This window comes from Streptomyces sp. AB3(2024) (assembly GCF_041862025.1).
Lineage (GTDB): Bacteria > Actinomycetota > Actinomycetes > Streptomycetales > Streptomycetaceae > Streptomyces.
Genome location: NZ_JBGWAB010000033.1, coordinates 1 through 25,449 on the forward strand (window position 1 = coordinate 1; position 25,449 = coordinate 25,449).

25 protein-coding genes and 2 tRNA genes are annotated in these 25,449 nt (G+C 72.1%); 10 read left to right on the plus strand and 17 right to left on the minus strand.

Features of this window, described 5'->3' with window-relative positions; genetic code table 11:
- The 5 genes from ACEPPI_RS15945 to ACEPPI_RS15965 form a co-directional block, all read right to left on the minus strand.
- On the minus strand, positions 1-1,459 hold a 1,459-nt coding region (locus ACEPPI_RS15945), incomplete at its 3' end, for an HD-GYP domain-containing protein (protein WP_373915881.1).
- A 172-nt stretch (positions 1,460-1,631) separates the two neighbouring features.
- Positions 1,632-1,934, minus strand: coding sequence for a mycothiol system anti-sigma-R factor (gene rsrA, locus ACEPPI_RS15950; RefSeq protein WP_373915882.1), 303 nt, complete (start codon positions 1,932-1,934; stop codon positions 1,632-1,634).
- Complete coding sequence (locus tag ACEPPI_RS15955; protein ID WP_007266438.1) at positions 1,931-2,575, minus strand: sigma-70 family RNA polymerase sigma factor; 645 nt, start codon at positions 2,573-2,575, stop codon at positions 1,931-1,933. Before ACEPPI_RS15955 ends, rsrA begins: the two co-directional genes overlap by 4 nt.
- A 335-nt stretch (positions 2,576-2,910) precedes the next feature.
- Complete coding sequence (locus ACEPPI_RS15960; RefSeq protein ID WP_373915883.1) at positions 2,911-3,555, minus strand: alpha/beta family hydrolase; 645 nt, start codon at positions 3,553-3,555, stop codon at positions 2,911-2,913.
- A 24-nt stretch (positions 3,556-3,579) separates the two neighbouring features.
- Positions 3,580-4,395, minus strand: a complete 816-nt coding sequence (locus tag ACEPPI_RS15965; RefSeq protein WP_373915884.1) for an SOS response-associated peptidase — start codon at positions 4,393-4,395, stop codon at positions 3,580-3,582.
- A 53-nt stretch (positions 4,396-4,448) separates the two neighbouring features.
- On the opposite strand from ACEPPI_RS15965, the gene ACEPPI_RS15970 reads away from it, so the two are divergent.
- From ACEPPI_RS15970 to ACEPPI_RS15985, 4 genes are all read left to right on the plus strand, one after another.
- A complete protein-coding gene (locus ACEPPI_RS15970; RefSeq protein ID WP_373915885.1) occupies positions 4,449-5,162 on the plus strand; it encodes a M50 family metallopeptidase in 714 nt (237 codons plus the stop codon).
- Positions 5,163-5,215: 53 nt separating this feature from the next.
- A complete protein-coding gene (gene aroA / locus ACEPPI_RS15975; RefSeq protein ID WP_373915886.1) occupies positions 5,216-6,559 on the plus strand; it encodes a 3-phosphoshikimate 1-carboxyvinyltransferase in 1,344 nt (447 codons plus the stop codon).
- A gap of 8 nt (positions 6,560-6,567) precedes the next feature.
- Positions 6,568-7,578, plus strand: a complete 1,011-nt coding sequence (gene rsgA, locus ACEPPI_RS15980) for a ribosome small subunit-dependent GTPase A (RefSeq protein ID WP_373915887.1) — start codon at positions 6,568-6,570, stop codon at positions 7,576-7,578.
- 91 nt (positions 7,579-7,669) lie between these two features.
- Positions 7,670-7,993 carry a multidrug efflux SMR transporter gene (locus tag ACEPPI_RS15985; protein ID WP_030225858.1) on the plus strand — a complete coding sequence of 108 codons (324 nt, stop codon included), beginning with the start codon at positions 7,670-7,672 and terminating at the stop codon, positions 7,991-7,993.
- Here ACEPPI_RS15985 and ACEPPI_RS15990 read toward each other — a convergent pair.
- Positions 7,959-8,621 (minus strand): TetR/AcrR family transcriptional regulator, encoded by a 663-nt coding sequence (locus ACEPPI_RS15990; RefSeq protein WP_373915888.1) that lies wholly within the window; start codon positions 8,619-8,621, stop codon positions 7,959-7,961. The two genes, ACEPPI_RS15985 and ACEPPI_RS15990, sit on opposite strands and share 35 nt — an antisense overlap.
- A gap of 151 nt (positions 8,622-8,772) precedes the next feature.
- Between ACEPPI_RS15990 and hisN the strand changes: the two genes are divergently transcribed.
- Positions 8,773-9,576 (plus strand): histidinol-phosphatase, encoded by an 804-nt coding sequence (gene hisN / locus ACEPPI_RS15995; protein WP_373915889.1) that lies wholly within the window; start codon positions 8,773-8,775, stop codon positions 9,574-9,576.
- 165 nt (positions 9,577-9,741) lie between these two features.
- Positions 9,742-10,134, plus strand: coding sequence for a cyclic nucleotide-binding/CBS domain-containing protein (locus ACEPPI_RS16000; protein ID WP_373915890.1), 393 nt, complete (start codon positions 9,742-9,744; stop codon positions 10,132-10,134).
- Positions 10,135-10,208: 74 nt separating this feature from the next.
- On the opposite strand, the gene ACEPPI_RS16005 is transcribed toward ACEPPI_RS16000, so the two are convergent.
- Positions 10,209-11,681 carry a catalase gene (locus tag ACEPPI_RS16005; RefSeq protein WP_373915891.1) on the minus strand — a complete coding sequence of 491 codons (1,473 nt, stop codon included), beginning with the start codon at positions 11,679-11,681 and terminating at the stop codon, positions 10,209-10,211.
- 128 nt (positions 11,682-11,809) lie between these two features.
- Between ACEPPI_RS16005 and ACEPPI_RS16010 the strand changes: the two genes are divergently transcribed.
- Entirely contained in the window at positions 11,810-12,226 is a 417-nt protein-coding gene (locus ACEPPI_RS16010) for a Fur family transcriptional regulator (protein ID WP_373915893.1), read from the plus strand.
- A 156-nt stretch (positions 12,227-12,382) separates the two neighbouring features.
- On the opposite strand, the gene ACEPPI_RS16015 is transcribed toward ACEPPI_RS16010, so the two are convergent.
- From ACEPPI_RS16015 to ACEPPI_RS16030, 4 genes are all read right to left on the minus strand, one after another.
- Positions 12,383-12,456, minus strand: a tRNA-Met gene (locus ACEPPI_RS16015).
- A gap of 59 nt (positions 12,457-12,515) precedes the next feature.
- On the minus strand, positions 12,516-14,372 hold the full coding sequence (locus ACEPPI_RS16020; protein WP_373915895.1) for a sel1 repeat family protein: 1,857 nt from the start codon (positions 14,370-14,372) through the stop codon (positions 12,516-12,518).
- 215 nt (positions 14,373-14,587) lie between these two features.
- Positions 14,588-14,661, minus strand: a tRNA-Met gene (locus ACEPPI_RS16025).
- Positions 14,662-14,714: 53 nt separating this feature from the next.
- Positions 14,715-17,600: a UPF0182 family protein gene (locus ACEPPI_RS16030; RefSeq protein ID WP_373915922.1), complete on the minus strand. Its 2,886-nt coding sequence runs from the start codon at positions 17,598-17,600 to the stop codon at positions 14,715-14,717.
- Positions 17,601-17,758: 158 nt separating this feature from the next.
- Here ACEPPI_RS16030 and ACEPPI_RS16035 point away from each other — a divergent pair, with 158 nt between their 5' ends.
- Entirely contained in the window at positions 17,759-18,331 is a 573-nt protein-coding gene (locus ACEPPI_RS16035; protein WP_373915896.1) for a PPA1309 family protein, read from the plus strand.
- Between the two features lie 52 nt (positions 18,332-18,383).
- Here the strand turns inward: ACEPPI_RS16035 and ACEPPI_RS16040 are convergent, their stop codons facing one another.
- The 4 genes from ACEPPI_RS16040 to ACEPPI_RS16055 all read right to left on the minus strand — a co-directional run bounded on the left by ACEPPI_RS16040 (position 18,384) and on the right by ACEPPI_RS16055 (position 21,735).
- A complete protein-coding gene (locus tag ACEPPI_RS16040) occupies positions 18,384-19,472 on the minus strand; it encodes a PDZ domain-containing protein (protein WP_373915897.1) in 1,089 nt (362 codons plus the stop codon).
- A gap of 187 nt (positions 19,473-19,659) precedes the next feature.
- The gene (locus tag ACEPPI_RS16045) at positions 19,660-19,866 is read right to left on the minus strand and encodes a hypothetical protein (protein ID WP_373915898.1); all 207 of its coding nucleotides are present in this window, start codon (positions 19,864-19,866) and stop codon (positions 19,660-19,662) included.
- Positions 19,867-20,032: 166 nt separating this feature from the next.
- The gene (locus ACEPPI_RS16050) at positions 20,033-20,494 is read right to left on the minus strand and encodes a molybdenum cofactor biosynthesis protein MoaE (RefSeq protein WP_373915899.1); all 462 of its coding nucleotides are present in this window, start codon (positions 20,492-20,494) and stop codon (positions 20,033-20,035) included.
- A gap of 119 nt (positions 20,495-20,613) precedes the next feature.
- Positions 20,614-21,735 (minus strand): SDR family oxidoreductase, encoded by a 1,122-nt coding sequence (locus tag ACEPPI_RS16055; RefSeq protein WP_373915923.1) that lies wholly within the window; start codon positions 21,733-21,735, stop codon positions 20,614-20,616.
- Positions 21,736-21,971: 236 nt separating this feature from the next.
- On the opposite strand from ACEPPI_RS16055, the gene ACEPPI_RS16060 reads away from it, so the two are divergent.
- Together ACEPPI_RS16060 and ACEPPI_RS16065 are read left to right on the plus strand one after the other, a co-directional pair.
- Complete coding sequence (locus ACEPPI_RS16060) at positions 21,972-23,372, plus strand: zinc-dependent metalloprotease (RefSeq protein ID WP_373915900.1); 1,401 nt, start codon at positions 21,972-21,974, stop codon at positions 23,370-23,372.
- A complete protein-coding gene (locus ACEPPI_RS16065) occupies positions 23,369-23,899 on the plus strand; it encodes an NUDIX hydrolase (protein ID WP_373915901.1) in 531 nt (176 codons plus the stop codon). The genes ACEPPI_RS16060 and ACEPPI_RS16065 overlap by 4 nt, the downstream gene beginning before the upstream one ends.
- Before the next feature lie 96 nt (positions 23,900-23,995).
- Here the strand turns inward: ACEPPI_RS16065 and ACEPPI_RS16070 are convergent, their stop codons facing one another.
- Positions 23,996-24,751 carry an AIM24 family protein gene (locus ACEPPI_RS16070; protein ID WP_266842151.1) on the minus strand — a complete coding sequence of 252 codons (756 nt, stop codon included), beginning with the start codon at positions 24,749-24,751 and terminating at the stop codon, positions 23,996-23,998.
- Between the two features lie 17 nt (positions 24,752-24,768).
- Positions 24,769-25,449 carry an AIM24 family protein gene (locus ACEPPI_RS16075; protein WP_030225900.1) on the minus strand — a complete coding sequence of 227 codons (681 nt, stop codon included), beginning with the start codon at positions 25,447-25,449 and terminating at the stop codon, positions 24,769-24,771.

The window sequence follows — 25,449 nt, forward strand, 5'->3', positions numbered from 1 at the left end:
GCTGGGCGGGCACGGCGGGCAGCGCAAGCACCGCGGGCAGCGCCGGCACCGCGGTGGCGGCCGTACCGGCGCCGGCGGCCGTACCCGCGGCGGCGCCGATCACCTGGAGGTCGTCGTCGGAGGTGACCACGGGGTGCCAGCCGTGCCGCCCGATGGCGGTGACCAGCGCCCGCACCATGGCCGGGTCGAACTGGGCCCCGGCGCAGCGCTCCAGTTCCGTCAGGGCGACCGCCACCGGCCGGGCCCGGCTGTAGGAGCGGGTCGAGGTCATCGCGTCGAAGGAGTCGGCCACCGCCACCACCCGGGCCAGCACCGGGATCTGCTCCCCGCTCAGCCCGTAGGGGTACCCGGAGCCGTCCACCCGCTCGTGGTGGTGCAGGATCGCGGACCGGGCCTCCCCCAGGAAGCCGATGCCCCGGACCATCTCGTGCCCGTACTCGGGGTGCAGCTCGATGACGCGGCGTTCCTCGGGGGTCAGCGGACCGTCCTTGCGCAGCAGCCGGGTCGGTACGCCGAGCTTGCCGACGTCGTGCAGGATCCCGGCGATGCGGACGACCTCCAGGCGGTCGTCGGCCATGCCCAGCTCGCGGGCGATCATCGCGGAGGCCTGGCCGACGCGTTCGCTGTGGCCGCGCGTGTAGCGGTCCTTGATGTCGACGGCCCGCACCAGGGCGCGGATGGTGGCCCGGTGGGCGGCGCGCTCGCGGTGGTACTGGGCGAAGACCCAGCAGGAGAGGGACATCGGCAGGAGGACGAGCAGGGCGGCCGGGATCCCGTAGGGGCTGCGCCACATCACGGCCATCATCAGTCCGGCGAGGCCGTGCACGCAGTGCGGGGCGAGGGACCTGGTGAGGAGTCCGTGCCAGGCGTCGGCGGCCGGCCGGCGTTCGGCGGCGGCCAGGATCCCGCCGTCGAGGGCGGTGAGCACCAGGCAGAAGGCGACGGCGGCGGCCGCGGCGGGGAGCATCACGGAGGGGCAGTCGGCCACCCAGAGGGACGGGTCCGCGCCGTGGCCGGTCCCGCCCGGGGGACCCGTGCCGCCGGCGGATCCCCCGGCTCCGGCCGTCGGCTCCCGGCCGCCGAGGAGCCCGTAGACCCGCCCGGCCAGATGGGCGGCTATCGCCTGCTGGGCCCCGTGCCACACCCGGCGGACCCCGGCGGGCCGCCGGACGACGGTCTGGGCGAGCGCGCCCGGCACGGCCGCGAGCGCGGCGGCCGCGGGCGGCAGCAGGAAGACGGCGGCCATCACGACGGGGAAGAAGGAGCCGGGGCCGTCGGGCGCCCGGCGGCCCATCGGCGCGAGCACCCGGACCAGTTCGCAGCCCAGGTAGAGCGCGGCGAGCAGGACGACGGCCGTCCAGGGCGTCGCGGGGTCCGTCAGGGCGGGGGCGGCACACGCGGTGGCGGCGAGCACGGCGGCCAGCACGTACGCGCGCGCCGTCGGCGGAAGTGCCCGCATGGCGCTCGCCTCCCCCTGTGCCGTGCGCACCGGGTGCCGAAGGGAACCGGCACCGAAAGGGGAGAATAGGCGGGCCCTCCGGAAAAGCAGGGCCCATTTTCGCATTGCGCCGTACGGGCGCCCCCGGATTAGCACCTTCGAGTGAACGAAGGGGCCTTCCGGGGGCGGTTGTTCAGCCGATCGCGGGACCGGCGGTCACGTCGTGGTCGGGCACGGCCTGACCCGAGCGGATCAGCTCGATCCGTCCCATGACCTTGGAACGCAGATCGCTCGGCACGTCGTCCGAACCGCAGCAGCGCTTCACCAGCTTCTTGACGGCCTGCTCCAGGCCGTACTTCTCAAGACAGGGATTGCACTCGCCGAAGTGGGTCTCGAACTTCGTGCAGTCACTGTCGGGCATCTCGTGGTCCAGGAACTCATAGAGATGGTCCAGAACCTCGGCGCACTCCGTCTCGTGCGGCTCTCCGCAGCTCATGAGCCCGAGCCTTTCAGGTCGTTCGACTCTCCCGCGCCCGCGGGGACCAGCCCGCGCTCACGGGCATAGTCCTCCAGCATTCCGCGGAGTTGACGGCGGCCACGGTGCAGTCGCGACATGACCGTACCGATGGGTGTACCCATGATGTCCGCGATCTCCTTGTACGCAAAGCCCTCTACGTCGGCAAGATAGACCGCGATGCGGAACTCTTCCGGAATGGCCTGCAGGGCTTCCTTCACGTCGGAATCGGGCAGGTGGTCGAGCGCCTGCGATTCCGCGGAACGCAAACCGGTCGACATGTGCGACTCGGCGCGCGCCAGCTGCCAGTCCTCGATCTCCTCCGCCGCGCTGCGCTGCGGCTCGCGCTGCTTCTTGCGGTAGGAGTTGATGAACGTGTTGGTCAGAATGCGGTACAGCCACGCCTTGAGATTGGTGCCCTCGCGGAACTGGTGGAAGGACGCGTACGCCTTCGCGTACGTCTCCTGGACCAGGTCCTCGGCGTCGGCCGGGTTGCGCGTCATGCGCAGCGCGGCGGAGTACATCTGGTCGAGGTAGCCGAGGGCGTCCCGCTCGAAACGCGCGTTGCGCTCCGCCGTTGTCTCCTGCGCCTGGCCTTCGTCGGTCCCAGCGACAGGACCCACCTCCTCCGACAGCGTGGCGGCTCCGAAAGCGGATCCGCTCGAATCGGAGAATAGTCGACCATCCCGGCCTTCCGCCGCCCGAAGCGGGGCGCGCTTGGGGGCAGGCAGCACCGTCCAGTCCAGGTCAGCGGCCTGCGGACGGTTCTGGCTGATGACCTGGGTCATGCGCTCCCTCTCCTCCGACGAATTCCCCTACGTTCCGACACTCCACACAACAGGCGGGTGATGCAGGGCATTCCCGGGCCCGCCAAGGGCCTTGGGCGATATTCCGGTCCGGCCGGGGGCGGGTGACCGGGATCACTCCGGAATCCGTCAGGTCGGTCGTGCAGCCGCGCTCATGCGATGAGCCGGTCGAGCCACGGGCCCACCGCACCGGTGATCACGTCGAGGGTTTCCTCCTGGGTCGGGCCCGCCTTCTTCGGCACGGCGAAGCCGTGATCGGCGTGGGCCACTTCCACCAGCTCGTACGGGTCCGCTCCGGCCGGCGCCGGGAACTCCCCGGGCCGCCCGAAGGGGTCCCGGCCGCCCTGCACCACCAGCACCGGCCTGTCGGCGCCCAGCAGCTCCGCCTCCCGGGACTTCTCGGGCCGGCCCGGCGGGTGCAGCGGGAACGCCAGCGCGAGCACCCCGGCCGCGTCCAGCCCGGCGGCGGTCCGGCAGGCCACCCGGGCCCCCGCGCTGCGTCCGCCGGCCACCACGGGCAGGCCCGGCCGGCGCAGCACGGGCCACACGGCCCGCCAGCCCGCGTCCAGCGTCCCGGGGGCGGCGGCGACCTTCTTGCCCGCGACCCGCCAGGGCTGCTCCACCAGGGCGACGGTGACCCCCCGCGCGGGCAGGGCGGCGGCCAGGGCCACGAGGTCCCGGGCCTCGATGCCGCCGCCGGCGCCGTGGCCGAGGGCCAGGACGAGCCGCGCGGCGCGGGCGGGGTGCCAGGTGACGCGGGCCTCGCCCGCCGGGGTGTCGACGCTCTCGGTGGTCATCCCCCGATCATGCCGGTCACCGGTTCAGAAGAGGGTGCCCTCCTCCGGCGCGGCCAGCTCGCCGAGCAGCTCCGGCCCGTTGTTGCGGACGTTGCTGACGGCGGTGGACACCGGGTAGGCGCGCATCAGCCCGCCGGGCGGCGGGGCGAGGAGGCCGCGCAGCTCGTCCTCGTCGGTGCGGGCGGGGTCCAGCCAGGCGTCCCAGCGGTCCGGGGTCAGCATGAGCGGCATCCGGGGGTGGATGTCGGACAGCGAGCGCGGACCCTCGGCGGGAGCCGAGCCCAGCGGCCCGGTCTCGGCCTCGGCGGTGATCACCGAGCAGGTGGCCCACCAGGCCCGCGGGTGCTCGGGCGGCAGGGTCCCGTCGCGCCAGAACTCGTAGATCCCGGCCATCGCGAAGACGGAGCCGTCGGTGGGCAGGACGAAGTACGGCTGCTTGCGGGACCGCTTCTTCTTCCCCTCGACCTCCAGCTGCCGCTCGTCGTGCGCGGTGACCCACTCGTAGTAGCCGTCGGCGGGGACGATGCAGCGCCGCTGGGCGAAGGGGCGGCGGAAGGACGGCTTCTCGTGCAGGGTCTCGGACCGCGCGTTGATCATCCGGGCGGCGCCCTCGGGGTTCTTGGCCCAGGAGGGGACCAGACCCCACTTCAGCACCCGCAGCTGGCGAACCGGACGCGGGCCCCCCGCGTCTTTGAGGGGACGGTCGAGGACGACGTGGACCTCCTTCGTCGGCGCCACGTTCCAGTCGGGGGCCAGGGTCTCCTGCGGCTCCCACCGCTCGACACCGAATATCGCCGCCAGCTCCCCGGGCGTCCGACTCGCCGCAAACCTTCCGCACATGGCTGACACACTGCCATGGCACCCGCCCTCCACCGCAAGGAGTCCGCCACTCCATGGACAGCACCACGACGGCCGGTCTCTGGGACCGGCTGACCGGCATACAGCCCGAGCCCGCCTGGTGGCTGGTGGTCCTGACGGGCCTGGCCGCCCTGGCCGCGGTGGGGCCGCGGCCGGTGTGGCTGCTCTCGCGCAACGCGATCACCATCGCCCACGAGGGCGGGCACGGGCTGCTGGCCCTGCTGACCGGACGGCGGCTCGACGGCATCCGGCTGCACTCGGACACCAGCGGGGTCACCGTCAGCAGGGGCAAGCCCACCGGCCTCGGGATGATCCTGACGGCCGCCGCCGGGTACACGGCGCCGTCGCTGCTGGGCCTGGGCGGGGCCGCCCTGCTGTCGGCGCACCGGATCACGCTGCTGCTGTGGGCGGCGACCGCGCTGCTGCTGGCGATGCTGGTGATGATCCGCAACGCGTACGGGCTGCTGACGGTGGTGCTGACCGGCGCCGCGTTCGTCCTGGTGTCCTGGCTGGCGCCGTCCGGGGTGCAGGCGGTGTTCGCGTACGCGGTGGTGTGGTTCCTGCTGCTGGGCGGGGTGCGGCCGGTGTTCGAGCTCCAGGCCAAGCGCCGGCACGGCGGGGCGCCCGATTCGGACGCCGACCAGCTGGGGCGGCTCACCCATGTGCCCGCGCTCGCCTGGCTGCTGTTCTTCCACGCCGTCGCGCTCTGCTCGCTGATCGGCGGCGGTCGCTGGCTTCTCGGCCTCTGAGACGGGCCCGCGATCAAGATCTGGGCCCGGGGGAAGCCACTAAAGTGGTGGCCATGACCGAGACCCCCGCGCTCCACGCCCTCTGGCCCGCCCCCCTCGCCGACGGGGCCGTCCACGCCACCGTCACCGTGCCGGGGTCCAAATCGGTCACCAACCGCGCCCTCGTCCTGGCCGCCCTCGCCTCCGAGCCGGGCTGGGTGCGCCGCCCGCTGCGTTCGCGCGACTCCCAGCTGATGTCGGACGCGCTGCGCGCGCTGGGCGTCGGCATCGAGGAGACCGTCTCCTCCAGCTCCGGTGACGGCGCGGGCGGCGAGGCCTGGCGGATCATCCCGGCGGCCCTGCACGGCCCGGCCACCGTCGACGTCGGCAACGCGGGCACGGTCATGCGCTTCCTGCCGCCCGTCGCAACCCTGGCCGCCGGCGACATCCGCTTCGACGGCGACCCGCGCTCCTACGAGCGCCCCCTCGGCGAGGTCATCAACGCCCTGCGCGCCCTCGGCGCCCGGATCGACGACGACGGCCGCGGCGCGCTGCCGATGACCGTCCAGGGCGGCGGGGCCCTGGAGGGCGGCACGGTCGAGATCGACGCCTCCAACTCCTCGCAGTTCGTCTCGGCGCTGCTGCTCTCCGCCCCGCGCTTCAACCAGGGCGTCGAGGTCCGCCACACCGGCGCGACGCTGCCGTCGATGCCGCACATCCGGATGACGGTGGAGATGCTGCGCGCGGCGGGCGCCCAGGTCGACACCCCCGAGGCCGGCGGCGAGAAGAACGTGTGGCGGGTCGCGCCGGGCGCGCTGCTCGGCCGCGACATGGTCGTGGAGCCGGACCTCTCCAACGCCCAGCCGTTCATGGCCGCGGCCCTGATCACCGGCGGCACGGTGACCGTGCCGGACTGGCCGCACCGCACCACCCAGCCCGGTGACGCGCTGCGCCGGATCTTCACCGAGATGGGCGGCTCCTGCGAGCTGACCGACGCGGGCCTGGTCTTCACCGGCACCGGCAAGATCCACGGCATCGACGTGGACCTGAGCGAGGTCGGCGAGCTGACCCCGGGCATCGCGGCGGTCGCGGCGCTGGCCGACTCGGAGTCGGTGCTGCGCGGTGTCCAGCACCTGCGCCTGCACGAGACGGACCGGCTGGCCGCCCTCACCGCCGAGATCAACGGGCTCGGCGGCGACGTCACCGAGACCGCCGACGGCCTGCACATCCGCCCGCGCCCGCTGCACGGCGGCGTCTTCCACACCTACGACGACCACCGGATGGCCACGGCCGGCGCGGTGATCGGCCTGGCCGTCAAGGGCGTGGAGATCGAGAACGTGGCGACGACGGCGAAGACCCTGCCGGACTTCCCGAAGATGTGGACAGACATGCTCGCGGGCACGGGAGCGGGAGCGTAGGGCCCGTCATGCGCAGGTACGGCAAGCACACCGACGAGGACGACATCCGCCAGCGCCCGAACCCCAAGGGCAACCGGGCGCGCACCAACATCCGGCCCAAGCACGAGGACGCCTCCGAGGGCTTCGTGCTGACCGTGGACCGCGGCCGGCTGACCTGCCTGGTCGGGGACCGCACGATCACCGCGATGAAGGCCCGCGAACTGGGCCGCAAGGCGGCGGTGGTCGGCGACCGGGTCTGGATCGTCGGTGACCTGTCCGGCAGGAAGGACACCCTCGCGCGGATCGTGCGCATCGAGGAGCGCAAGTCCGTCCTGCGGCGCACCGCGGACGACGACGACCCGTACGAGCGGGTGGTCGTCGCCAACGCCGACCAGCTGGCCATCGTCACGGCGCTGGCCGATCCGGAGCCCCGGCCGCGCATGATCGACCGCTGTCTGGTGGCCGCGTACGACGCGGGGCTGGAGCCCCTGCTGGTGCTCACCAAGTCCGACCTGACCTCGGCCGACAAAATCCTGGAGATCTACTCCACCTTCGGCCTGAACTACGTGGTGACCAACCGCGAGGAGCTGGCGACGGGCGGCGCCGCCGACCGGGTGCGCGAGCGGCTGAACGGCCGGATCACCGCCTTCGTCGGCCATTCCGGCGTCGGCAAGACCACCCTGGTCAACTCGCTGGTCTCCGAGGGCCGCCAGCGGGCCACCGGCCACGTCAACGCGGTGACCGGCCGCGGCCGCCACACCACCACCTCGGCGCTCGCCCTGCCGCTGCCCGCCGGGGACGGCTGGGTCATCGACACCCCGGGCGTGCGCTCCTTCGGCCTGCACCACGTGGACCCGTCCCGGGTGATCCTGGCCTTCCCGGAGCTGGTGCCGGGGACGGAGGGGTGCCCGCGCGCGTGCAGCCACGACGAGCCGGACTGCGCGCTCGACCAGTGGGTGGAGGACGGCCACGCCGACCCGGCCCGGCTGTACTCCCTGCGCCGGCTGCTGCAGACGCGGGAGCGTCGCGAGGGCGACTGACCGGGCGGCGGGGTTTGCAGGCCGTCCTGTCTGGTAAATGCATCATCGCACCAAGTGACGCGACGTCACGCGAGGCGGGGAGGCAATCGACATGGCGTGGCTGCTGGTGGTGGTCGCGGGAATCCTGGAGACCGGCTTCGCGGTCTGCCTCAAGCTGTCCCACGGTTTCACCCGGCTGTGGCCCACGATCGCCTTCGCCTGCTTCGCCCTGGGCAGCTTCGGCCTGCTGACGCTGGCGCTGAAGAAGCTGGACGTGGGCCCCGCCTACGCGGTCTGGACGGGCATCGGGGCCGCCGGGACCGCGATCTACGGCATGGTCTTCCTCGGCGACCTGGTCTCCACCCTCAAACTCGTCTCGATCTCGCTGGTGATCCTGGGCGTCATCGGGCTCCAGCTGTCCGGTTCGGCGCACTGAGCGGCACACCGGGGGTCGCCGCCGGAGGCGGCACGGCCGGCAGTCCGAGCAGTCTCAGCAGCTCGGCGGCGGCCCGGTCCCCGATGGCGTCCTCCCCGGGGGCTATGACATAGGACAGCGCGAGCCGGACGGCGAGCTCGCAGCGCCAGGCAGGTTCTCCCGGGCTCAGCGCGGCCGCGGCCCGGTCCCGTACCGTCCGGGCCAGTTCCCCCGGCGCGAGGGCCTGCCGGGTTCCCGGCGGGGGCGGCGCGGGCAGGGCCGGCTCCCAGCCGCCGGTGAGCAGGGCCCGTACGAGGGGCCGGGTGCGGGCGGCGCGCACGGTCCACTCCGCGACGGCGGCGAGCCGGGCGGCGGTGTCGGCGTCCGCGTACGTGTCGGCGTACGTGTCCGTGTCCGGTACGGAGGAGGGTCCGGGGGCCAGCGCCCGGTCGACCCCGTCGAGATACTCCTCGGCCGCCCGGCGCACCAGGGCGCGGCCCAGGCCGTCCTTGCCGCCGAACTCGTTGTAGAGGGTCTGCCGCGAGACGCCGGCGGCGGCGGCGACCTCCACCATCCGCACGGCCGGCCAGGGGCGCGCGGACAGGGCCGCTCCGGCCGCTCGCAGCAAGGACTCCCGGCCCGCCGGCATCGTCGCCTCCCCGCTGTCGGTCTCCCGCTGTCGGTCTCCCGCTGGGCTCCCCCGTCAGAGTTGACGGGTCGACAGATCCTGTCAAGGGCGCCTCCCGGCCGCACTGTGGACCTCGTTCGCCGGGCCGCCCCGGTGTCGATACTGTTCGGGCATGTCCACGTATGCCGATGATCTGCGCCTTGCCCTCGAACTCGCCGACGCGGCGGACGCCGTCACGATGCGGCGGTTCCGCGCCCTCGACCTCCAGGTCGAGACCAAGCCGGACATGACCCCGGTCAGCGAGGCCGACAAGGCCGCCGAGGAGGTCGTCCGGGCGGGGATCCTCGCGGCCCGGCCCGCCGACGCCATCCTGGGCGAGGAGTACGGGCTCCGGGGCGACGGCCCGCGCCGCTGGGTCGTGGACCCGATCGACGGAACGAAGAACTACGTCCGCGGGGTCCCCGTCTGGGCGACGCTGATCTCCCTCATGGCGGAGGGCGACGACGGGGTGTTCCGCCCGGTCGTCGGCGTGGTCTCGGCCCCGGCGCTGGGCCGCCGCTGGTGGGCCGCGCAGGGCTCCGGGGCCTTCTCCGGCGGGGCGCTGGGCGAACCGACGCCCCTGGGGGTCTCGAAGGTCGCGGGCCTGGGTGACGCCTCCTTCGCGTACTCCTCCCTGAGCGGCTGGGAGGAGCAGGGCCGCCTCCCCGGGTTCCTGGACCTGACGCGCGCCTGCTGGCGCACTCGGGGTTACGGGGACTTCTGGCCGTACATGATGGTCGCGGAGGGTTCGCTGGACCTGTGCGCCGAGCCCGAGCTGAACCTGTGGGACATGGCGGCGATCGCGGTCGTGGTCCAGGAGGCGGGCGGCCGGTTCACCGGCCTCGACGGCGTCGAGGGCGTCCACGGCGGGAACGCGGCGGCGTCCAACGGCCTGCTGCACGACGAGATGCTCGCGCACCTGCGCCCCCGCGCCTGACCCCGCTGCGCGGGTGAGTGCGCTCAGCGCGCCCTCTTGATGACTCTCCGTACGCGTGGGAATCTGAGACTCCCCCGCTTGTGCACTTGTGAAGCGATTCTCGAAAGGGGCGCCCACGGGTGCACCCACCCAAGCGGGGGACTCACCCAGGAGGTGGCTCTCTTCATGCTCGTCCGTGACGCCATGAGCACCGTGATCCTCACCCTCGGACCCGCACACACCCTTCGACAGGCAGCCTGTCTGATGTCCGGCCGGCGCGTCGGCGCGGCCGTGGTCCTCGACCCCGACCACAGCGGCATCGGCATTCTCACCGAGCGCGACATCCTCAACTCGATCGGCGCGGGCCACGATCCCGACCGGGAGTCGGTGGGCGCGCACACCACGAACAACGTCGTCTTCTGCACCCCGGAAGCCACCGTGCAGGAGGCCGCCGAGGCCATGGCGCTCGGCGGCTTCCGGCACCTGATCGTCCTGGAGGACGGCGGCCCGGTGGGCATCGTCTCCGTCCGCGACGTCATCCGCTGCTGGGTGCGGGCGCGGCCCAGCATCGCCGCGTAGACCGCGACGACGACGGGCCGGCACCCCTCGAGGGGGCGACGGCCCGTCGTCCTGCCGCGGCAAGCGGTCCGGTGTCAGCCGCGGAGGGCCTGGACCGCGGCCTCCAGCCGCTTGCCGAAGTCGCCGTCCGCCTGGCGGAAGTTGTTGATCGCCCGCTCGGCGATGTCGTCACGGGAGACCTTGGCGATGAAGCCGGACAGGTTCTCGATCAGACGGGACTTCTCGTCCTCCGACATCAGGCGGTAGAGGTCGCCCGCCTGGACGAAGTCGTTGTCCTCGGAGTGCGACGGGGTGGCGTGGTTGCCCGTGCCGCCGGTCACCGCGGAGGACTGCCACAGCGGGCGGTCCGTCTGGAAGGGGCCGCCGAAGCTGTTCGGCTCGTAGTTCTTCGCGCCCTTGTGGCGGCCGTCGTACAGGAAGCCGTCACGGGAGTTGGTGCGCGCCTCGGTGGCGTGCGGACGGTTCACCGGCAGGTGGTCGGCGTTGATGCCGACGCGGTAGCGGTGGGCGTCGCCGTACGCGAAGAGACGGCCCTGGAGCATCTTGTCGGGGGACGGACCGATGCCGGGGACGAAGTGCGCCGGGGAGAAGATGGACTGCTCGACCTCGGCGAAGACGTTCTCCGGGTTGCGGTTGAGCTCCAGCTTGCCGATCTCGATCGGCGGGTAGTCCTCGTGCGGCCACACCTTGGTGAGGTCGAACGGGTTGAAGCGGTAGCCGTCCGCGTCGGCCGCCGGCATGATCTGGACCTGCACGGTCCAGGTCGGGAACTCGCCGCGCTCGATGGACGTGCGCAGGTCGCGCTGGTGGGAGTCGGGGTCCTCGCCGGCCAGCGCGTTGGCCTCGGCCTGGGTGAGGTTCTCGATGCCCTGGTCGGTCTTGAAGTGGTACTTGACCCAGAAGACCTCGCCGGCCTCGTTGTTCCACTGGAACGTGTGCGAGCCGTAGCCGTTCATGTGGCGGTAGGACGCCGGTATGCCGCGGTCACCGAACAGCCAGGTCACCTGGTGGGTGGACTCGGGCGACAGACCCCAGAAGTCCCAGACGTTGTCCGCCTCCTGCGAGCCCGTGTACGGGTCGCGCTTCTGGGTGTGGATGAAATCGGGGAACTTGATCGCGTCCCGGATGAAGAAGACCGGGGTGTTGTTGCCGACGAGGTCGTAGTTGCCCTCTTCGGTGTAGAACTTCAGCGCCCAGCCGCGGGGGTCACGGCGGGCGTCGGCGCCGCCGAGGCTGTCCGCGACGGTGGAGAAGCGCAGAAACGTTTCCGTCTCCTTGCCGACCTCGGAGAGGAACTTCGCCCGGGTCCACTGCGTCACGTCACGGGTGACGGTGAAGGTGCCGTAGGCGCCGGCGCCGCGGGCGTGCACCACGCGCTCCGGGATGCGCTCGCGGTTGAAGTGGGCGAGCTTCTCCAGGAGCAGCTGGTCCTGGACGAGAACGGGCCCGCCGACGCCAGCGGTCTCGCTGTTCTGGTTGTCGGCGACCGGAGCCCCGGCCTCCGTGGTGAGCGGTCCCTGCTGCGTCACGTGCGCCTCCTGCGTCATTCCTGCGTGTCCTGTCCTTGGCCTTTGCCGTTCCCGATCCTACGATGGACTTTGTCTAAGTCAAGTAAGCATCCAAGTCCACACCGGTTCGGGATCTGCACCGAATCCCCACTGTTAGGCTGGCGTGTATGAGTGACCTGCTGGAACGACTTCGCGGACGCGGCTGGCGCATGACGGCCCAGCGGCGCGTCGTGGCCGAAGTGCTCGACGGCGACCATGTCCATTTGACGGCCGACGAGGTCCACGCGCGAGCCGTGACCAAACTGCCCGAGATCTCTCGAGCGACGGTCTACAACACCTTGGGCGAGCTGGTCACTCTCGGCGAAATCCTGGAGGTCTCCACGGACCGGCGGGCCAAGCGGTACGACCCGAACGCCCACCGCCCCCACCAGCACCTGGTCTGCGCCCGGTGCGGGGCCATCCGCGACGTCCACCCGGCGGGGGACCCACTGGCCGACCTGCCCGCCGCCGAGCGCTTCGGCTTCGTGGTCTCGGCGGTCGAGGTGACCTACCGCGGCGTCTGCCCGAACTGCGCGGGCGCGTAGCCGGGTCACGGGCGAACGGAAGAAGGCCGGGGGCCATGCCCCCGGCCTTTTCGCTGCCTTCCGGCCGCCGCCACGGGCCGCCGCCACGGGGCGGCCGTTCACGATCAGAAACGACTCAAGGCCCGGATCCATGGGATCCGGGCCTCGGGCCTTCAGTAGCGGGGACAGGATTTGAACCTGCGACCTCTGGGTTATGAGCCCAGCGAGCTACCGAGCTGCTCCACCCCGCGTCGGTAAACCCGACTCTACGTGAGGCCACCCGGCAGATGCAAATCAGTTAACCGGCACCTCAGGCCGACAGCTCCTCCGCCAGCGCGTCGCGCAGCCGGGCCGCGCGCTCGGAGACCTCCGCCGGGCCCAGCTCCATGGCCCGGACGCACCACTTCTGCCCCTCGGACAGGTCTCCGTGGCGGGCCGCGAGCAGGCCCAGCCGCAGCGCCGCCCTGCCGTGCCCCGCCACCGCGGCGCGGGTCCACCACAGGGCCGCCTCGGGCTCGTTGCCCTCGCGGGCCAGCAGCAGCCCGAGGTTGAACGCGCCGTTGCGGGATCCGGCCTCCGCCGCCTCCCGGTACCAGCGCGCGGCCACCGTCAGGTCGCCCCGGGCGGCGGCCAGCATCCCGACCCGGACCTGGGCCCGCCGGTGACCCTGCTCGGCGGCACGCTCGTACCACTCCTCGCTCTCGGTCCGCGCGGCCCCGCCGACCGGCTCGCCCAGCGCCACCGGCTCCGGCGGCGGGGCGAGCGACTCCAGCAGGGAGGCCAGCCGGAACGCCGCCTCGGCGCTGCCGCCGCCCGCCGCGCAGCGCAGGTGCCGCTCCGCGGCCCGCTCGGCCCCGTCGCGCACCAGGGCGATCCCGACCTGGAGCGCCGCGTCGGTGTGCCCGGCCGCGGCGGCCCGCTCGTACCACTTCAGCGCCGTGCGGTCCTCGTCGCGGCTGGCGAAGAGGATGCCCAGGTTGAAGGCGGCGTCCACGCTGCCGGCCTCCGCCGCCTTGGAGAACCACGGCTCGGCCCCGGCCGCGTCACCGCCCTGGAGGAGCAGGATGGCGAGCGCGTTGGCGGCCTCGCGGTGGCCCGCGTAGGCGGCTCGGCGGTACCACTGCTCGGCCTGCGCCGTACGTTCCTGCGCGGCGCAGAGCAGGGCGAGGTTGTACGCGCCGTTCTGGTCGCCCGCGTCCATCGCGGCCCGGTACCACTTCTCGGCCGTCTGGGTCTCGCCCCGGGCGGCGTGCAGCGCGCCCAGGGCGTTCGCCGCGTTGCCGTCGCCGTCCTGGGCGGCCCGCAGCCACCACGAGGCCGCGCTCTCCTCGTCCCCCGCGTCGCGCAGCAGGAAGCCGAGGGCGCACGCCGCCCGGGCCTCGCCCTGCTTCGCCGAGCTGAGGTACCAGCGTCCGGCCTCCTTGAGCTCGCCGCGCGCCTCCAGCAGGGCGCCCAGGTGCAGCCCGGCACGCCTGTGCCCGCGCGCGGCGGCCTGGCGGTACCACTGCTCGGCCTCGGCGGGGTCGCCCTTGCGCAGGTGCCGTGCCAGGCGGTAGGCCGCCTCGCGGTGCCCCTGCTCGGCGGCGGCGCGGAACCAGCGCTCGACGCCCTTGTCCCCGCGGTGCTCCAGCAGGTCGGCCAGGCCGTAGGCGCCCAGGGCGTGGCCGGATTCGGCCGCCTGGCGCAGCCAGTACTCGGCAGCGGGCTCGTCCCCGCGCTCGCGGTAGTGGCGGCCCAGGGCGTGTGCGGCCGGGGCCGATCCGGCGACGGCCGCGACCCGCCACCAGCCGGCGGCGTCGTCGGGGTAGCCGCGCTGGTGCAGGAGGACGCCGAGGTTGTTCGCGGCGGCGCGGTCGCCCGCCGCGGTGGCTCCGCGCAGGTACGGTTCGGCACCGGCCAGGTCGCCGCGGCGCAACAGGAGGGCCCCGAGCACGCTCATGGCACCCGAGTCGCCCTTGTCGGCGGCGAGCCGGTGGCGGGCCTCCAGCTCGGCCTCGGTGGCGCCTTCGGCCTCGCCAAAGGCTTCTTCCGCGAACACCGCATCGGTCAGTGCGGTCTGCGCGTTGACAGCCTGAGCCGCCTCACCGGACTCCGTACCCGACTCGGCCTCCGCCCTCACAAACCGCCCTGTCTCCAGCAGAGTTGACCTGTCCCCCATAAATCCCATCGTCGCATCACCTGCTACCCGCGTACACCTGGTATGTCGCAGCCAGTGAGGTCACTACAGCGTTTTGTCGACATGCCCACAGAGAGACAAGTCAAACACGCTCACACCCCAACTCACCCGCCCCAGTGACCCCGTGTCTTCCGGCTTCTTCTTCCGGCCCCCGCCCGGACATGACGAAGGCCCGGATCCCATTGGATCCGGGCCTTCGTCTTCAGTAGCGGGGACAGGATTTGAACCTGCGACCTCTGGGTTATGAGCCCAGCGAGCTACCGAGCTGCTCCACCCCGCGTCGGTGAAACCACAGTATCACGACGCGGGGAGGGGCCTTGACCACGTGGGTGCCTAGCCGCCCGTCTTGGGCGCCGTCAGCTTCGCCTCGGCGTCGATCGCCCGCTTCAGCGCGGCCTTGATGTCGTCCTGGGCCTTGCCGTAGGCCGTCCAGTCGCCGGCCTGCCGGGCCTTCTCCGCCGCGTCGATGGCCTTCTGGGCGTCCTCCAGGGCCGCCTTGACCGTCGGGTCCTGGGCGGTGGGCGGAGTGACCGTGCCCTCACCCGGCGGGGTCGTCGTCGGGGGCGTCGGCGTGGTGGGGGCCTCGGCACCGAAGACCACGTTCAGCGCCTTCTCCAGGGTGTCCTCGAAGGCCGTCTGGCCGCCGTAGGTCACGAGCACCTTGCGCAGCAGCGGGTACTTGAGCCCGGAGCTGCGGACGTACACCGGCTCCACGTAGAGCATGCCGCCGTCCAGCGGGACCGTGAGCAGGTTCCCGTACTCCACCTCGGAGTCGCCGCCGCGCAGCAGCCGGATCGACTCGGCGATCTTCGGCTCGGAGTTGAACTTGCTCTGGACCTGCTTGGGGCCGTCGACCGGGCTGCTGGTCGGCAGCTTCAGGAGTCTGATCTTGCCGTAGTCCGGGGTGCCCGGATCGGCGTTGACCGCCATGAAGGCGCTCAGGTTGTCCCGGCCGTTCGGCGTGAAGGTCGTCGTGAGGGAGAAGACCTGGTCCTTCTCCTTCTGCGCCGGCATCTTCATCGACAGGTAGTACGGCGGAACCGCCGTACCGGCCTTGGTGGTCGGGTCGTCCGGGACCTGCCAGGCCTCGCTGCCGCTGAGGAAGGTCTGCGGGTCGGTGACGTGGTACCGGGTGAGCAGCTCGCGCTGGACCTTGAAGAGGTCCTGCGGGTAGCGCAGGTGGTCCATGAGCGCCTTGTCGATCGCGCTCTTGGGCTGCACCGTGCCCGGGAAGGCCTTCATCCAGGTCTTCAGGACCGGGTCCTCGGTGTCCCACTGGTACAGGCTGACCGTGCCGTCGTACGCGTCGACGGTGGCCTTCACCGAGTTGCGGATGTAGTTGACCTGGCTCTCCTGGGCCACCACCGCGCGCTGGCTGTTGGTCAGCGAGTCGGCGGTGCTGTCGCCCAGCGTGGTGCGCGAGGCGTACGGGTAGCCGTTCGTCGTCGTGTAGGCGTCGACGATCCACTTGATCCGGCCGTCGACGACCGCCGGGTACGGGGCCCCGTCGATGGTCAGCCAGGGCGCGACGGCCTCGACGCGCTCCTTGGGGGTGCGGTTGTAGAGGATCCGCGAGCCCTCGCCGATGGCGCCCGAGTACAGGATCTGCGGCTCGCTGAAGGCGAGCGCGTACGCGGCCCGGTTGACCGGGTTGTCGAGGTTGACGCCGGAGTCGCCCTTGTAGCTCGTCTCCTTCTCGCCCTTGTCGTCCGAGTAGTCGAGCTCCTTCTGCGGACCGCCGACGATCGAGTACTGCTTCGTCTGCTCGCCGTAGTAGATCCGCTGCTCGAAGTCCGTGCCGAACATGCCCTTGGAGGGCAGGTCGGACTGGGTGAAGTCGGGGGCGCCCTTGTCGGTGGCGGTGTTGCCCTTGGCGGCGACCACGCCGAAGCCGTGCGTGTAGCGGAAGTGGTCGTTGATCCAGTTGTTCTTCGGGATGCCGCCGATGTTCAGCTCGCGGAGCCCGATGACCGTGTCCTGGCCGCTGTAGCGGTCCACGGCGAGCGTGGACGGGAAGGCGTAGTAGCCCTTGACCTGCTGGAGCTGCTGGAAGGCCGGGGAGACGATGTTCGGGTCGAGGAGCCGGACGCTGGCGGTGGTGTCCGCCGCCTTGCGCAGCTGGTCCTTGTTCGTGCCGGCGGTGGGCACGCCCGGGTAGTCCTTGACGTCGCTGCCTGCGATCCCGTAGGCGTCGCGCGTGGCCTTGATGTTCTTCTCGACGTACGGGGATTCCTTGGCCTGCTCGTTCGGCTGGACCTGGAACTTCTGGACGATCGCCGGGTAGAGCCCGCCGATCAGGATCGCCGACAGGACCATCAGGCCGAAGCCGATGACCGGCAGCTGCCAGGTGCGGCGCCACAGGGTGGCGAAGAAGAGCAGCGCGCAGATGGCCGCGATGGCGACGAGGATCGTCTTCGCGGGCAGGTAGGCGTTGGCGTCGACGTACCGCAGGCCGGTCCAGTTGTCGGCGGCCTTGAAGTCGCTGGACTTCACGGCGAGGCCGTACCGGTCGAGCCAGTAGGCAACGGCCTTGAAGGTCACGAAGAGGCCGAGCAGCACCGACAGGTGCCCGGTCGCCGCGGCGGTGGCCCGGGCCCCCGGGCTGGTCACGCGCAGGCCGCCGTACAGGTAGTGCACGACGACTGCGGCGATCACCGAGAGCACGACGGCGGCGAAGCCGAAGCCGAGCAGGAAGCGGTACCAGGGCAGGTCGAAGGTGTAGAACGACACGTCCAGGCCGAACTGGGGGTCCTTGCGCCCGAAGGGCACCCCGTTCACGTACATCAGCCAGGTCTTCCACTGGCCGGCCGCCGAGGCGCCCGCGATCAGTCCGACGACCGCTGCGATGGTCAGGAGCAGCCACTTCTTGTACGGGGCGACGCTCATCCGGTAGCGGTCGAGGCTCTGCTGCTCCATCGACATCGCGCTGAGCGGCGGCCGCAGCCGGTGCGCCAGCCAGATGTTGAACCCGACGGCACCGGCCATCAGCAGACCGAAGACGGCGAAGAGGCCGATCTTGGTCCACAGGGTGGTGGTGAAGACCGTGGAGTACTTGACGGAGCGGAACCAGAGCCAGTCCGTCCAGAACCCGGCGAACATGATGAACGCCATGGCCAGGACGGCCAGGACGCCCAGGGTCATCAGAAGAGTCCGGGCGCGCCGGGAGGGGCGGCCGACTCTCATCCGTGGCCCGGAGGGGCCTCCGCCGCGGTCCGGCATCTGGAAAGCCAAGGTGCGCACCTCGAAAGTCGCTGTGGTCTGGTCGGTCTCTGGCGTACTGGAAAAGTGTCCAAAGCTGGGCCCCCGATCGTAGGGCCCACTCATGCAACTTACTGAGGCTTTAGTCAGTTCCCGCTATCGGGGAGAAAGGAGGCAGGATGTTGTCCATGTCCAACCTTTCTCCCTCCCCCGGCACCCCGATGGCGGCCGGTCCGCTGACCCGCGCCGTCCTCGAAATCGACGAGTACGCCTCCACCCTCGGCTGGGACAAGCCCGCCCGGCTCTTCGCCCTGGTCGACACGGCCCGCCTGCGCCGCTCGGAGCCGGGCCTCGCGAACCAGCTGGGCCTCGACCGGGACGACGCCGGCAAGAGCCAGCTGACCCCGATCGAGCAGGACCAGGTCCCGGCCGGGATGCCGCTGGACAAGTTCCTGGGGACCATCGCCTGGCCCGACGCGATCGTCGGCTGCGCCCTGACCGTGGAGCGGCTGATGCTGCCGCCGTCCGCGGAGGCCTCCGTACCGGAGGGGCTCAGCGACAAGCAGCTGGCCAAGTGGGTCGCCGGGCACCCCGACCGGCAGGAGGTCCGCCTGACGGTGGGCGTGCTGCGCGACGGGTCGCGGGAGTCGGCCGTGCGGCTGCGGGAGAAGGACTCCTCCAGCGAGGTGCTGACCGGGGCGACCCTGGTGCCGGGCCTGGCCGAGGCCCTGGCCGCGACCTTCCTGGACTAGTCGCAGCGGCCGGGCGGGACCCGGCGGGTCCGGGTGCGGCGGGGTCCGGCGGTCAGGACTTCGTGCACCGCGGCAGCCCCGCCGTGTCCCCCTTGCCGATCTTCTCCAGGGCCTTGGTGGCGTCGTCGATGGTGGAGACCTTCACCAGGGTCAGGCCGTCGGGGGTGTGCGCCGCGGCGGAGGCGCAGTTCTCGGCCGGGGTGAGGAAGTACTCGGCGCCGGCCTGGCGGGCGCCGATGGTCTTCATCTGGATGCCGCCGATGGGGCCGACCTTGCCGGTGTCGTCGATGGTGCCGGTGCCCGCGATGAACTTCCCGCCGGTCAGGCTCTGCGGGGTGAGCTTGTCGACGATGCCCAGCGCGAACATCAGGCCGGCGCTGGGGCCGCCCACGTCGGCGAGCTTGATGTCGATCGGGAACGGGAAGGCGTGGTCGGTCCCGGCCCGGATGCCGACGATGGCGTGGCCGTCGTCGGGCGCCTTGCCCGCGGTGATGGTGACCTTGGTGCTGCCGGTGGGCTCGCGGTTCTCCTTCTCGGCCGCGGCGGCGTCGGCGGCCGGGACGATGGTGAATTCCACCGGCTCCCCGGGCTTGTGCTTGGTGACGAGCTTCGCCACGTCGCCCGGCTCGTTGACCGGGGCGCCGTCCACGTCCTTGATCACGTCCCCGGCGTGCAGCTTCCCCTCGGAGGGGCTGCCCTTGACGACGGTGGAGACGATGACGCGGGCGGTGACCGGGATGCCGAGCTGCTTGAGGGCCGCCACCTTGGCGCTCTCCTGCGACTGGCTGAACTCCTCGGCGTTCTCCTGCGTCGATTCCTTGTCCGTCTTGCCGTTCGGATAGAGGTTCTCGTGCGGCACGACGATGTTGTCGCCGGCCACCCAGCCGTAGACCGCTTCCAGCAGGTTCATGTCGTAGTCGGCGCCGGTGACACGGACCGTGGTCATGTTGAGGTGACCGCTGGTGGGGTACGTCTTGCGCCCCGAGATGTTCAGGACCGGCTCGCCGCGCGAGTCGCCGAGGGTGTTCACGGTGGGGCCGGGGCTCATCTCCGAGTACGGGACCCTGAGGAACACTCCCACGCAGAGCAGCGCGAACAGCACGAGGAAGGAGGCGAGCATCGTCGCGGTGCGGCGTGGCATGGCTCGACAGTACGTGACGGCCTCTGCGGGCGGCCCCCGGGGCCGGTCCGTACGGGGCCCTCGGGCGGAACTCTCAGGGGATTCTCAGCGGAGCCGAATCTTCCGGCGGAGGGGCTCGCGGTACTCCCCGCGGTGCCTTCCCGCGGAACCGTCCGGCGGTGCTTCCCGGCGGCACTCCCGGGACGCGTCAGACGGCGTCGGAACCGGTGTGCGCCTTTTCTTTCATACGGGCCTGATGGGCCCGGTCAGCCTCGTCCATGACCTCGCGGAACCTCGCGTAGCCGGCGAGCTCGGATATGTCGCCTTGCGTGCGGTCGCGTGCCGCCCAGCTGCCCCATATCGCCGCCCCGATCGCGGCGAACAGCGGAATCAGCAACCACGCCAGTGACGCCATGGACGTGCCTCCCTGCCCCGAAAGTACGTGTCGTCTGTGGCTTCAACGCTCGTGCCCGGGAGGGGGTTACGCAAATCGAGGGCGTGTTGCGCGGCCGAACGGGTGTGAGGCTACTCCCCGGCGGGGACGCCCCCGCGCCCGGGGTCTGCGCACCCGGCCGCCCGCGTCAGCAGGCGCCGACCCACTCCTCGGTGCCGTTCGAGAACGTCTGGTGCTTCCAGATCGGGACCTCGTGCTTGAGGTCGTCGATCAGCATCCGGCAAGCCTCGAAGGCCTCGCCCCGGTGCGGGCAGGAGACGGCGACGATCACGGCGAGGTCGCCCACGGCCAGGTCGCCGACGCGGTGGACCGCGGCCAGCGCGCGGACCGGGTACTTCTCGACGACCCGGTCGGCGACGCGCCGCATCTCGGCCTCCGCCGTGGGATGGCAGGAGTAGCCGAGCGAGTCCACGTCGGCGCCGCCGTCGTGGTTGCGCACCGTGCCGACGAAGAGGGTCGTACCGCCCGTCGCGTCGTCGCCGACGGCCCGGAAGACCTCGTCGATGGAGAGCGGGGCGTCACGGATCTCAAGCAGCCGGATCGGGTCCGGAGCGGCCTGCTCGCCGGGGTGGTCGAAGTGCGGTGCCATGTCTTCCATCGTGCCCTAGAGGCCGTGACGGCGGAATAGCCGATTCGCCCGGGCCCGCCCCGCCCGGTTGGGAGCCTCCTACAGGAGCCCCGCCCGGCCGGGCGGGGCGCCGGTCCGGTTCAGATGCCCCGGCGCCGCCGGGCCCGGCGGACCGCGGCGGCGGCGCCGAGTAGGGCCACCGTCGCACCGGCGGCGCCGGCGGCGGTGGCGGCGTCCTTGCGCCCCAGCCTGCGGCCCGCGACAGTGTGCCGGCCCGCCACCTCCTGGAGCAGCTCGGCGAGGACCTCCTCGTTGGTCCAGCGGGGCCGCCAGCCCGCCGCGTGCAGCCCGCTGACACTGACCACCCACGGGTGCATCGTGTACGCGAGGTCCCCGGCCGGGGACGGGGTCAGGCCGATCCGGTGCAGCCGGGCGGCCGCGCCGAGGGCGACCGCCGAGGGCAGCTCCATGCGGCGGATGCCGCTCAGCTCCTCGACCTCCTCCTGCTCCAGCCAGCCCTCGCAGCCGACGGCCAGCTCGCCCTCGGCCTTCTCCAGCGCCGCGTACTCCAGGGCGCTGACCAGGTCCTCCACGTGGCAGAACTGCCAGGTGGGCCGGGATCCGGCGACGACGAGCAGGCGCGGGGACTCGAAGTACCGGGTCAGGGCGGTGTCGGTGCCGCCGACCAGGACCGCCGGACGGACCACCGTCACGTTCAGCCCGGGGTGGGCCCGCGGGGCCCGGCGGCCCAGGCGCTCGATCTCCAGCAGGTCACCGACACCGGTCGCCTCGGCGGTGGCGCGCAGCTCGGAGTCCTCCGAGAGCGGGATGTCGTTGTCCGGGAGGGCCCCGTAGACCATGGCGGAGGTGCACAGCACGACCCGGTGCACGCCGGCCGCCGCGGCGGCGGTCAGGACGGTCTGGGTTCCGCGTACGTTGTACGCGGTACGGGCCGCGGGGTCGGTCTCCAGGTCGAGGTCCAGCGCGAGGTGGACCACGACGTCGGCGCCGCGCAGCTTCTCCGCGATCGCGGGGTCCCGTACGTCGAGGACGTGCCACTGCGCGGACGCGCAGTCCCCGCGCCGCTCGTCGATGGCGACGACCTGCTTGACCTCGTCGGACTCGGCGAGCCGGGCGACCAGGGCCGCGCCGACCCCGGACGCGGCGCCGGTCACCGCGATCACGGGGCTGCGCCGTCGCGGTTCGGCCTGGTTTCGCGACTGGCGAACGCCGGGGGCGCTGTCGCCTTGCTCGGGGCGGATTTCGGCGTCGTGTGGCGCGCGAGCCTGCGGATCTGGGGAACTCACCGGGCGTCTCCAGCGGTTGTCTTCAGTGGGGACGTGTCGTGACGCGTACCCACCAGGTGATGTCCATCCTGCCGCAGCCCAGGAGTCGGCGGAGCACCGAGCCCGGAAGCGGGAGTGGTGTCTACGCTGGGTGTGTTGTCGGACCATTGCCCGTCGGCTCCCGCCGACGGCCCTACGAGCCGAGGAAACCCGTGAGCGACACCCCATTCGGATTCGGCCTTCCGCCGGAGGAGCCGGAGAACGGCGACGAGGGCAAGAAGGGCGGGCAGGGCGGCCCCGCGAATCCGTTCGGGTTCGGCCCTGGCGGCCTCCCCGGCGGTGCGGACAATCCCTTCGCCGCGATGTTCGGCTCGATGAACCCGAACGACCTCGGCGCCGCCTTCCAGCAGCTCGGCCAGATGCTGAGCTACGAGGGCGGTCCGGTCAACTGGGACATGGCCAAGGACATCGCCCGCCAGACCGTCGCCCAGGGCACTGCGGACGGCGTGAAGGACGTGAGCGTCGGCGCCGCCGAGAAGTCGGCCGTCGAGGAGGCCGTGCGCCTCGCCGACCTGTGGCTGGACGGGGTGACCTCCCTCCCGTCCGGCGCCAACGCGGCCGTGGCGTGGAGCCGCGCCGAGTGGGTCGAGGCGACCCTGCCGGTGTGGAAGGAGCTCGTCGACCCGGTCGCCGAGCGCGTCGGGGCGGCCATGGGCAGCGTGCTGCCCGAGGAGATGCAGGCCATGGCGGGCCCGCTGCTCGGGATGATGCGCTCCATGGGCGGGGCCATGTTCGGCCAGCAGATCGGCCAGGCCGTGGGCACGCTCGCCGGCGAGGTCGTCGGATCCACCGACGTCGGCCTGCCGCTCGGTCCGGCCGGGCGGGCGGCGCTGCTGCCGCTGAACATCGAGGGCTTCGGCAAGGACCTCGGCGTCCCCTCGGACGAGGTGCGGCTGTACCTGGCCCTGCGCGAGGCGGCCCATGCCCGTCTGTTCGCGCACGTGCCGTGGCTGCGTTCGCACCTGTTCGGCGCGGTCGAGGGGTACGCCCGCGGCATCAAGGTGGACACCTCGAAGCTGGAGGACGTGGTCGGCCAGCTCGACCCGTCGAACCCGGAGCAGCTGCAGGAGGCGCTCCAGGGCGGAATGTTCCAGCCGCAGGACACCCCGGAGCAGAAGGCCGCACTGGCCCGCCTGGAGACGGCGCTCGCGCTGGTCGAGGGCTGGGTGGACGCGGTGGTGCACGAGGCGGCCAAGCCCCGTCTGACCTCGGCCGACGCGATGCGCGAGACCATGCGCCGGCGCCGCGCCTCGGGCGGCCCGGCGGAGCAGACCTTCGCGACGCTGATCGGGCTGGAGCTGCGTCCGCGGCGGCTGCGCGACGCCTCGCGGCTGTGGGCCTCGCTCACCGACGCGCGCGGTGTGGACGGCCGCGACGGGCTGTGGGAGCACCCGGACATGCTGCCGACCGCCTCCGACCTGGACGACCCGGACGGGTTCGTGCACCGCGAGCAGCTGGACTTCTCCGAGATCGACAAGATGCTCGGCGAGGCCGCCCGCAAGCGCGACGAGGAAGGCCGCGGCGGCGACCAGGACGGCGACGAGAAGAAGTGAGCCTGCACGAAGACGCGGTCCTCGTCCTGAAGCGGTACGAGGACCAGCCCGAGCTCCGCGACCTGTACCTGGAGCACCTGGCCGCCCACCCGGACGGGGTCTACAAACCCTGCGCGGCCGGTCACGTCACCGGCAGCGCGCTGGTCGTCGACCCGCAGCGCGGGCGCGTCCTGCTGACCCTGCACAAGAAGCTCGGCCTGTGGCTCCAGATGGGCGGGCACTGCGAACCGGGCGACGCCACGCTCGCCGGGGTGGCGCTGCGCGAGGCCGTCGAGGAGTCGGGGATCGCCTCCGGGCTGACCCTGGTGCCGGGCGGGCCGGTGCGCCTGGACCGGCATCCGATCCCGGCGCCCTGCAACTGGCACCTGGACGTGCAGTACGCGGCTCTGGCTCCGGCCGGTGCCGTGGCGGAGATCAGCGAGGAGTCGCTGGACCTGCGCTGGTTCCCGTACGAGGAGGTGGCGGCGGTGGCCGACACCTCGGTGGTGCTGCTGCTGGAGGCGAGCCTGGCGCGCCTGGGCGCGTAGGGCCGCCGGTAGGGGGGGGGGGGGGGGGGGGGGGGGGGGGCCGCCCCGCCCCCCCCCCCCCGCGGCCCCCTCCGCCGTCACGCGGGGTGCGGTGGCTCAGTTCCAGGCGTTGTTCTGGTTCTGGGCGTGGGCGCCGTGCTGGCCCATGCCGTACTGGGCGGCCATGCCCTGTCCGAGCTGGGCGTTCTGCGGCGGGAGCAGCTCGCTGGGCTGGACCAGGGCGAAGCCGGTGCCGAGGAAACTGAGCTCCCAGCCCTCTCCGGTGTTGCCGCGGCGCCGCCACACGCCGGTGGAGTGCGTCTGGGCCTGCATCTGCACGCGCAGGGAGGTGGACCAGGCGACGATGGCGTCGGCGTCGGCGTTGACGTACTTGTCGGGGGTGACCTGCATCATCAGCGGCTGACCGGAGGTCATGAGCGCGACCTTGCCGCGACCGCTGATGTTGAGCTGGTACTTGCCGGAGCCGGAGATGCCGTACTGGCTGTCGACGGCGATGGCCTCGGTGTGCAGGGTGGAGTCCAGGGCGAGCACGTAGCTGCTGTCGACGGTGAGGCCGTCCTGGTCGACGTCGACGACGTGGACGTGCTGGGCGAGGTTGGCCAGGTAGACGGTGCCCTGCCCGGAGCAGCGCATCAGGTCCAGGCCCTCGCCGGTGCGGGCGCGGGCGGTGCGCTGGGTGGTGCTCTGGTACTCGCCGTCGAAGTCGACGATGCCCTGGTAGGCGACCATCGCGCCCTTGCGGGCGAGGACATCGTCGGAACCGGTCAGCGAGACCCGCAGGAGCTGCGGGTTCTGGACGGTGTACCGGTCCTGGGACTGCGCTTCCGCGTAGCCGAAAAGTGAGCTCTGCATGATGTGTCCGCTCCCCCTCAGCCCCGGGTCCGGAGCCGGTCGGTGCTGTCCTCGCTGGGCTGTACGACGACGATGCCCTGGCCGGAGAAGGCCATCTGGTAGGCCTCCCCGCTGCCCCGGCCGATCATCGACGAGGCCTTGAAGCTGCGCTTCCCCTTGACCTTGAGGTTCGGGGACCAGGCGACGAGCGCGTCCGGGTCCACGTAGGTCTCGTCCTCGCCGCGGCCGCAGTCGACGACGATCGGGGTGCCGCGGGAGGTGATGGCGACCCATCCGGTTCCGGACACCTGGACGTTGAACAGGCCCTGTCCCGCGAACTTCGCCATGCCCTTGACCCGCTCGACGCCCCACTGGAGGTGGGCGTCGAAGGCGAGGAGGTTGGTGCCGTTGACGGAGAGGGCGTCGTTGTTGAGGTTGACGCAGACGACGTCGGCGCCGTAGTCGGCGAGGTAGAGCAGGCCGTCGCCAGTGCACTTCATCAGCGGGGCGCCCTCGCCGGTCAGCCACTGCGAGGCCATCTGGCGCACGGCCGGGGGGTTGGGCTCGTACTGGACGAAGCCCTCGTAGGCGACCATCGAGCCGGTGCGGGCGAAGAGGTCCTGGCCGCTCTGCATGGCGACCTTGAGCATGGCGCGGCCGTGGTTCTCCATGCGGGCCGTGACGGGGGTGGGGGCGTAGCCCGCGAGCTGCTGGTTCAT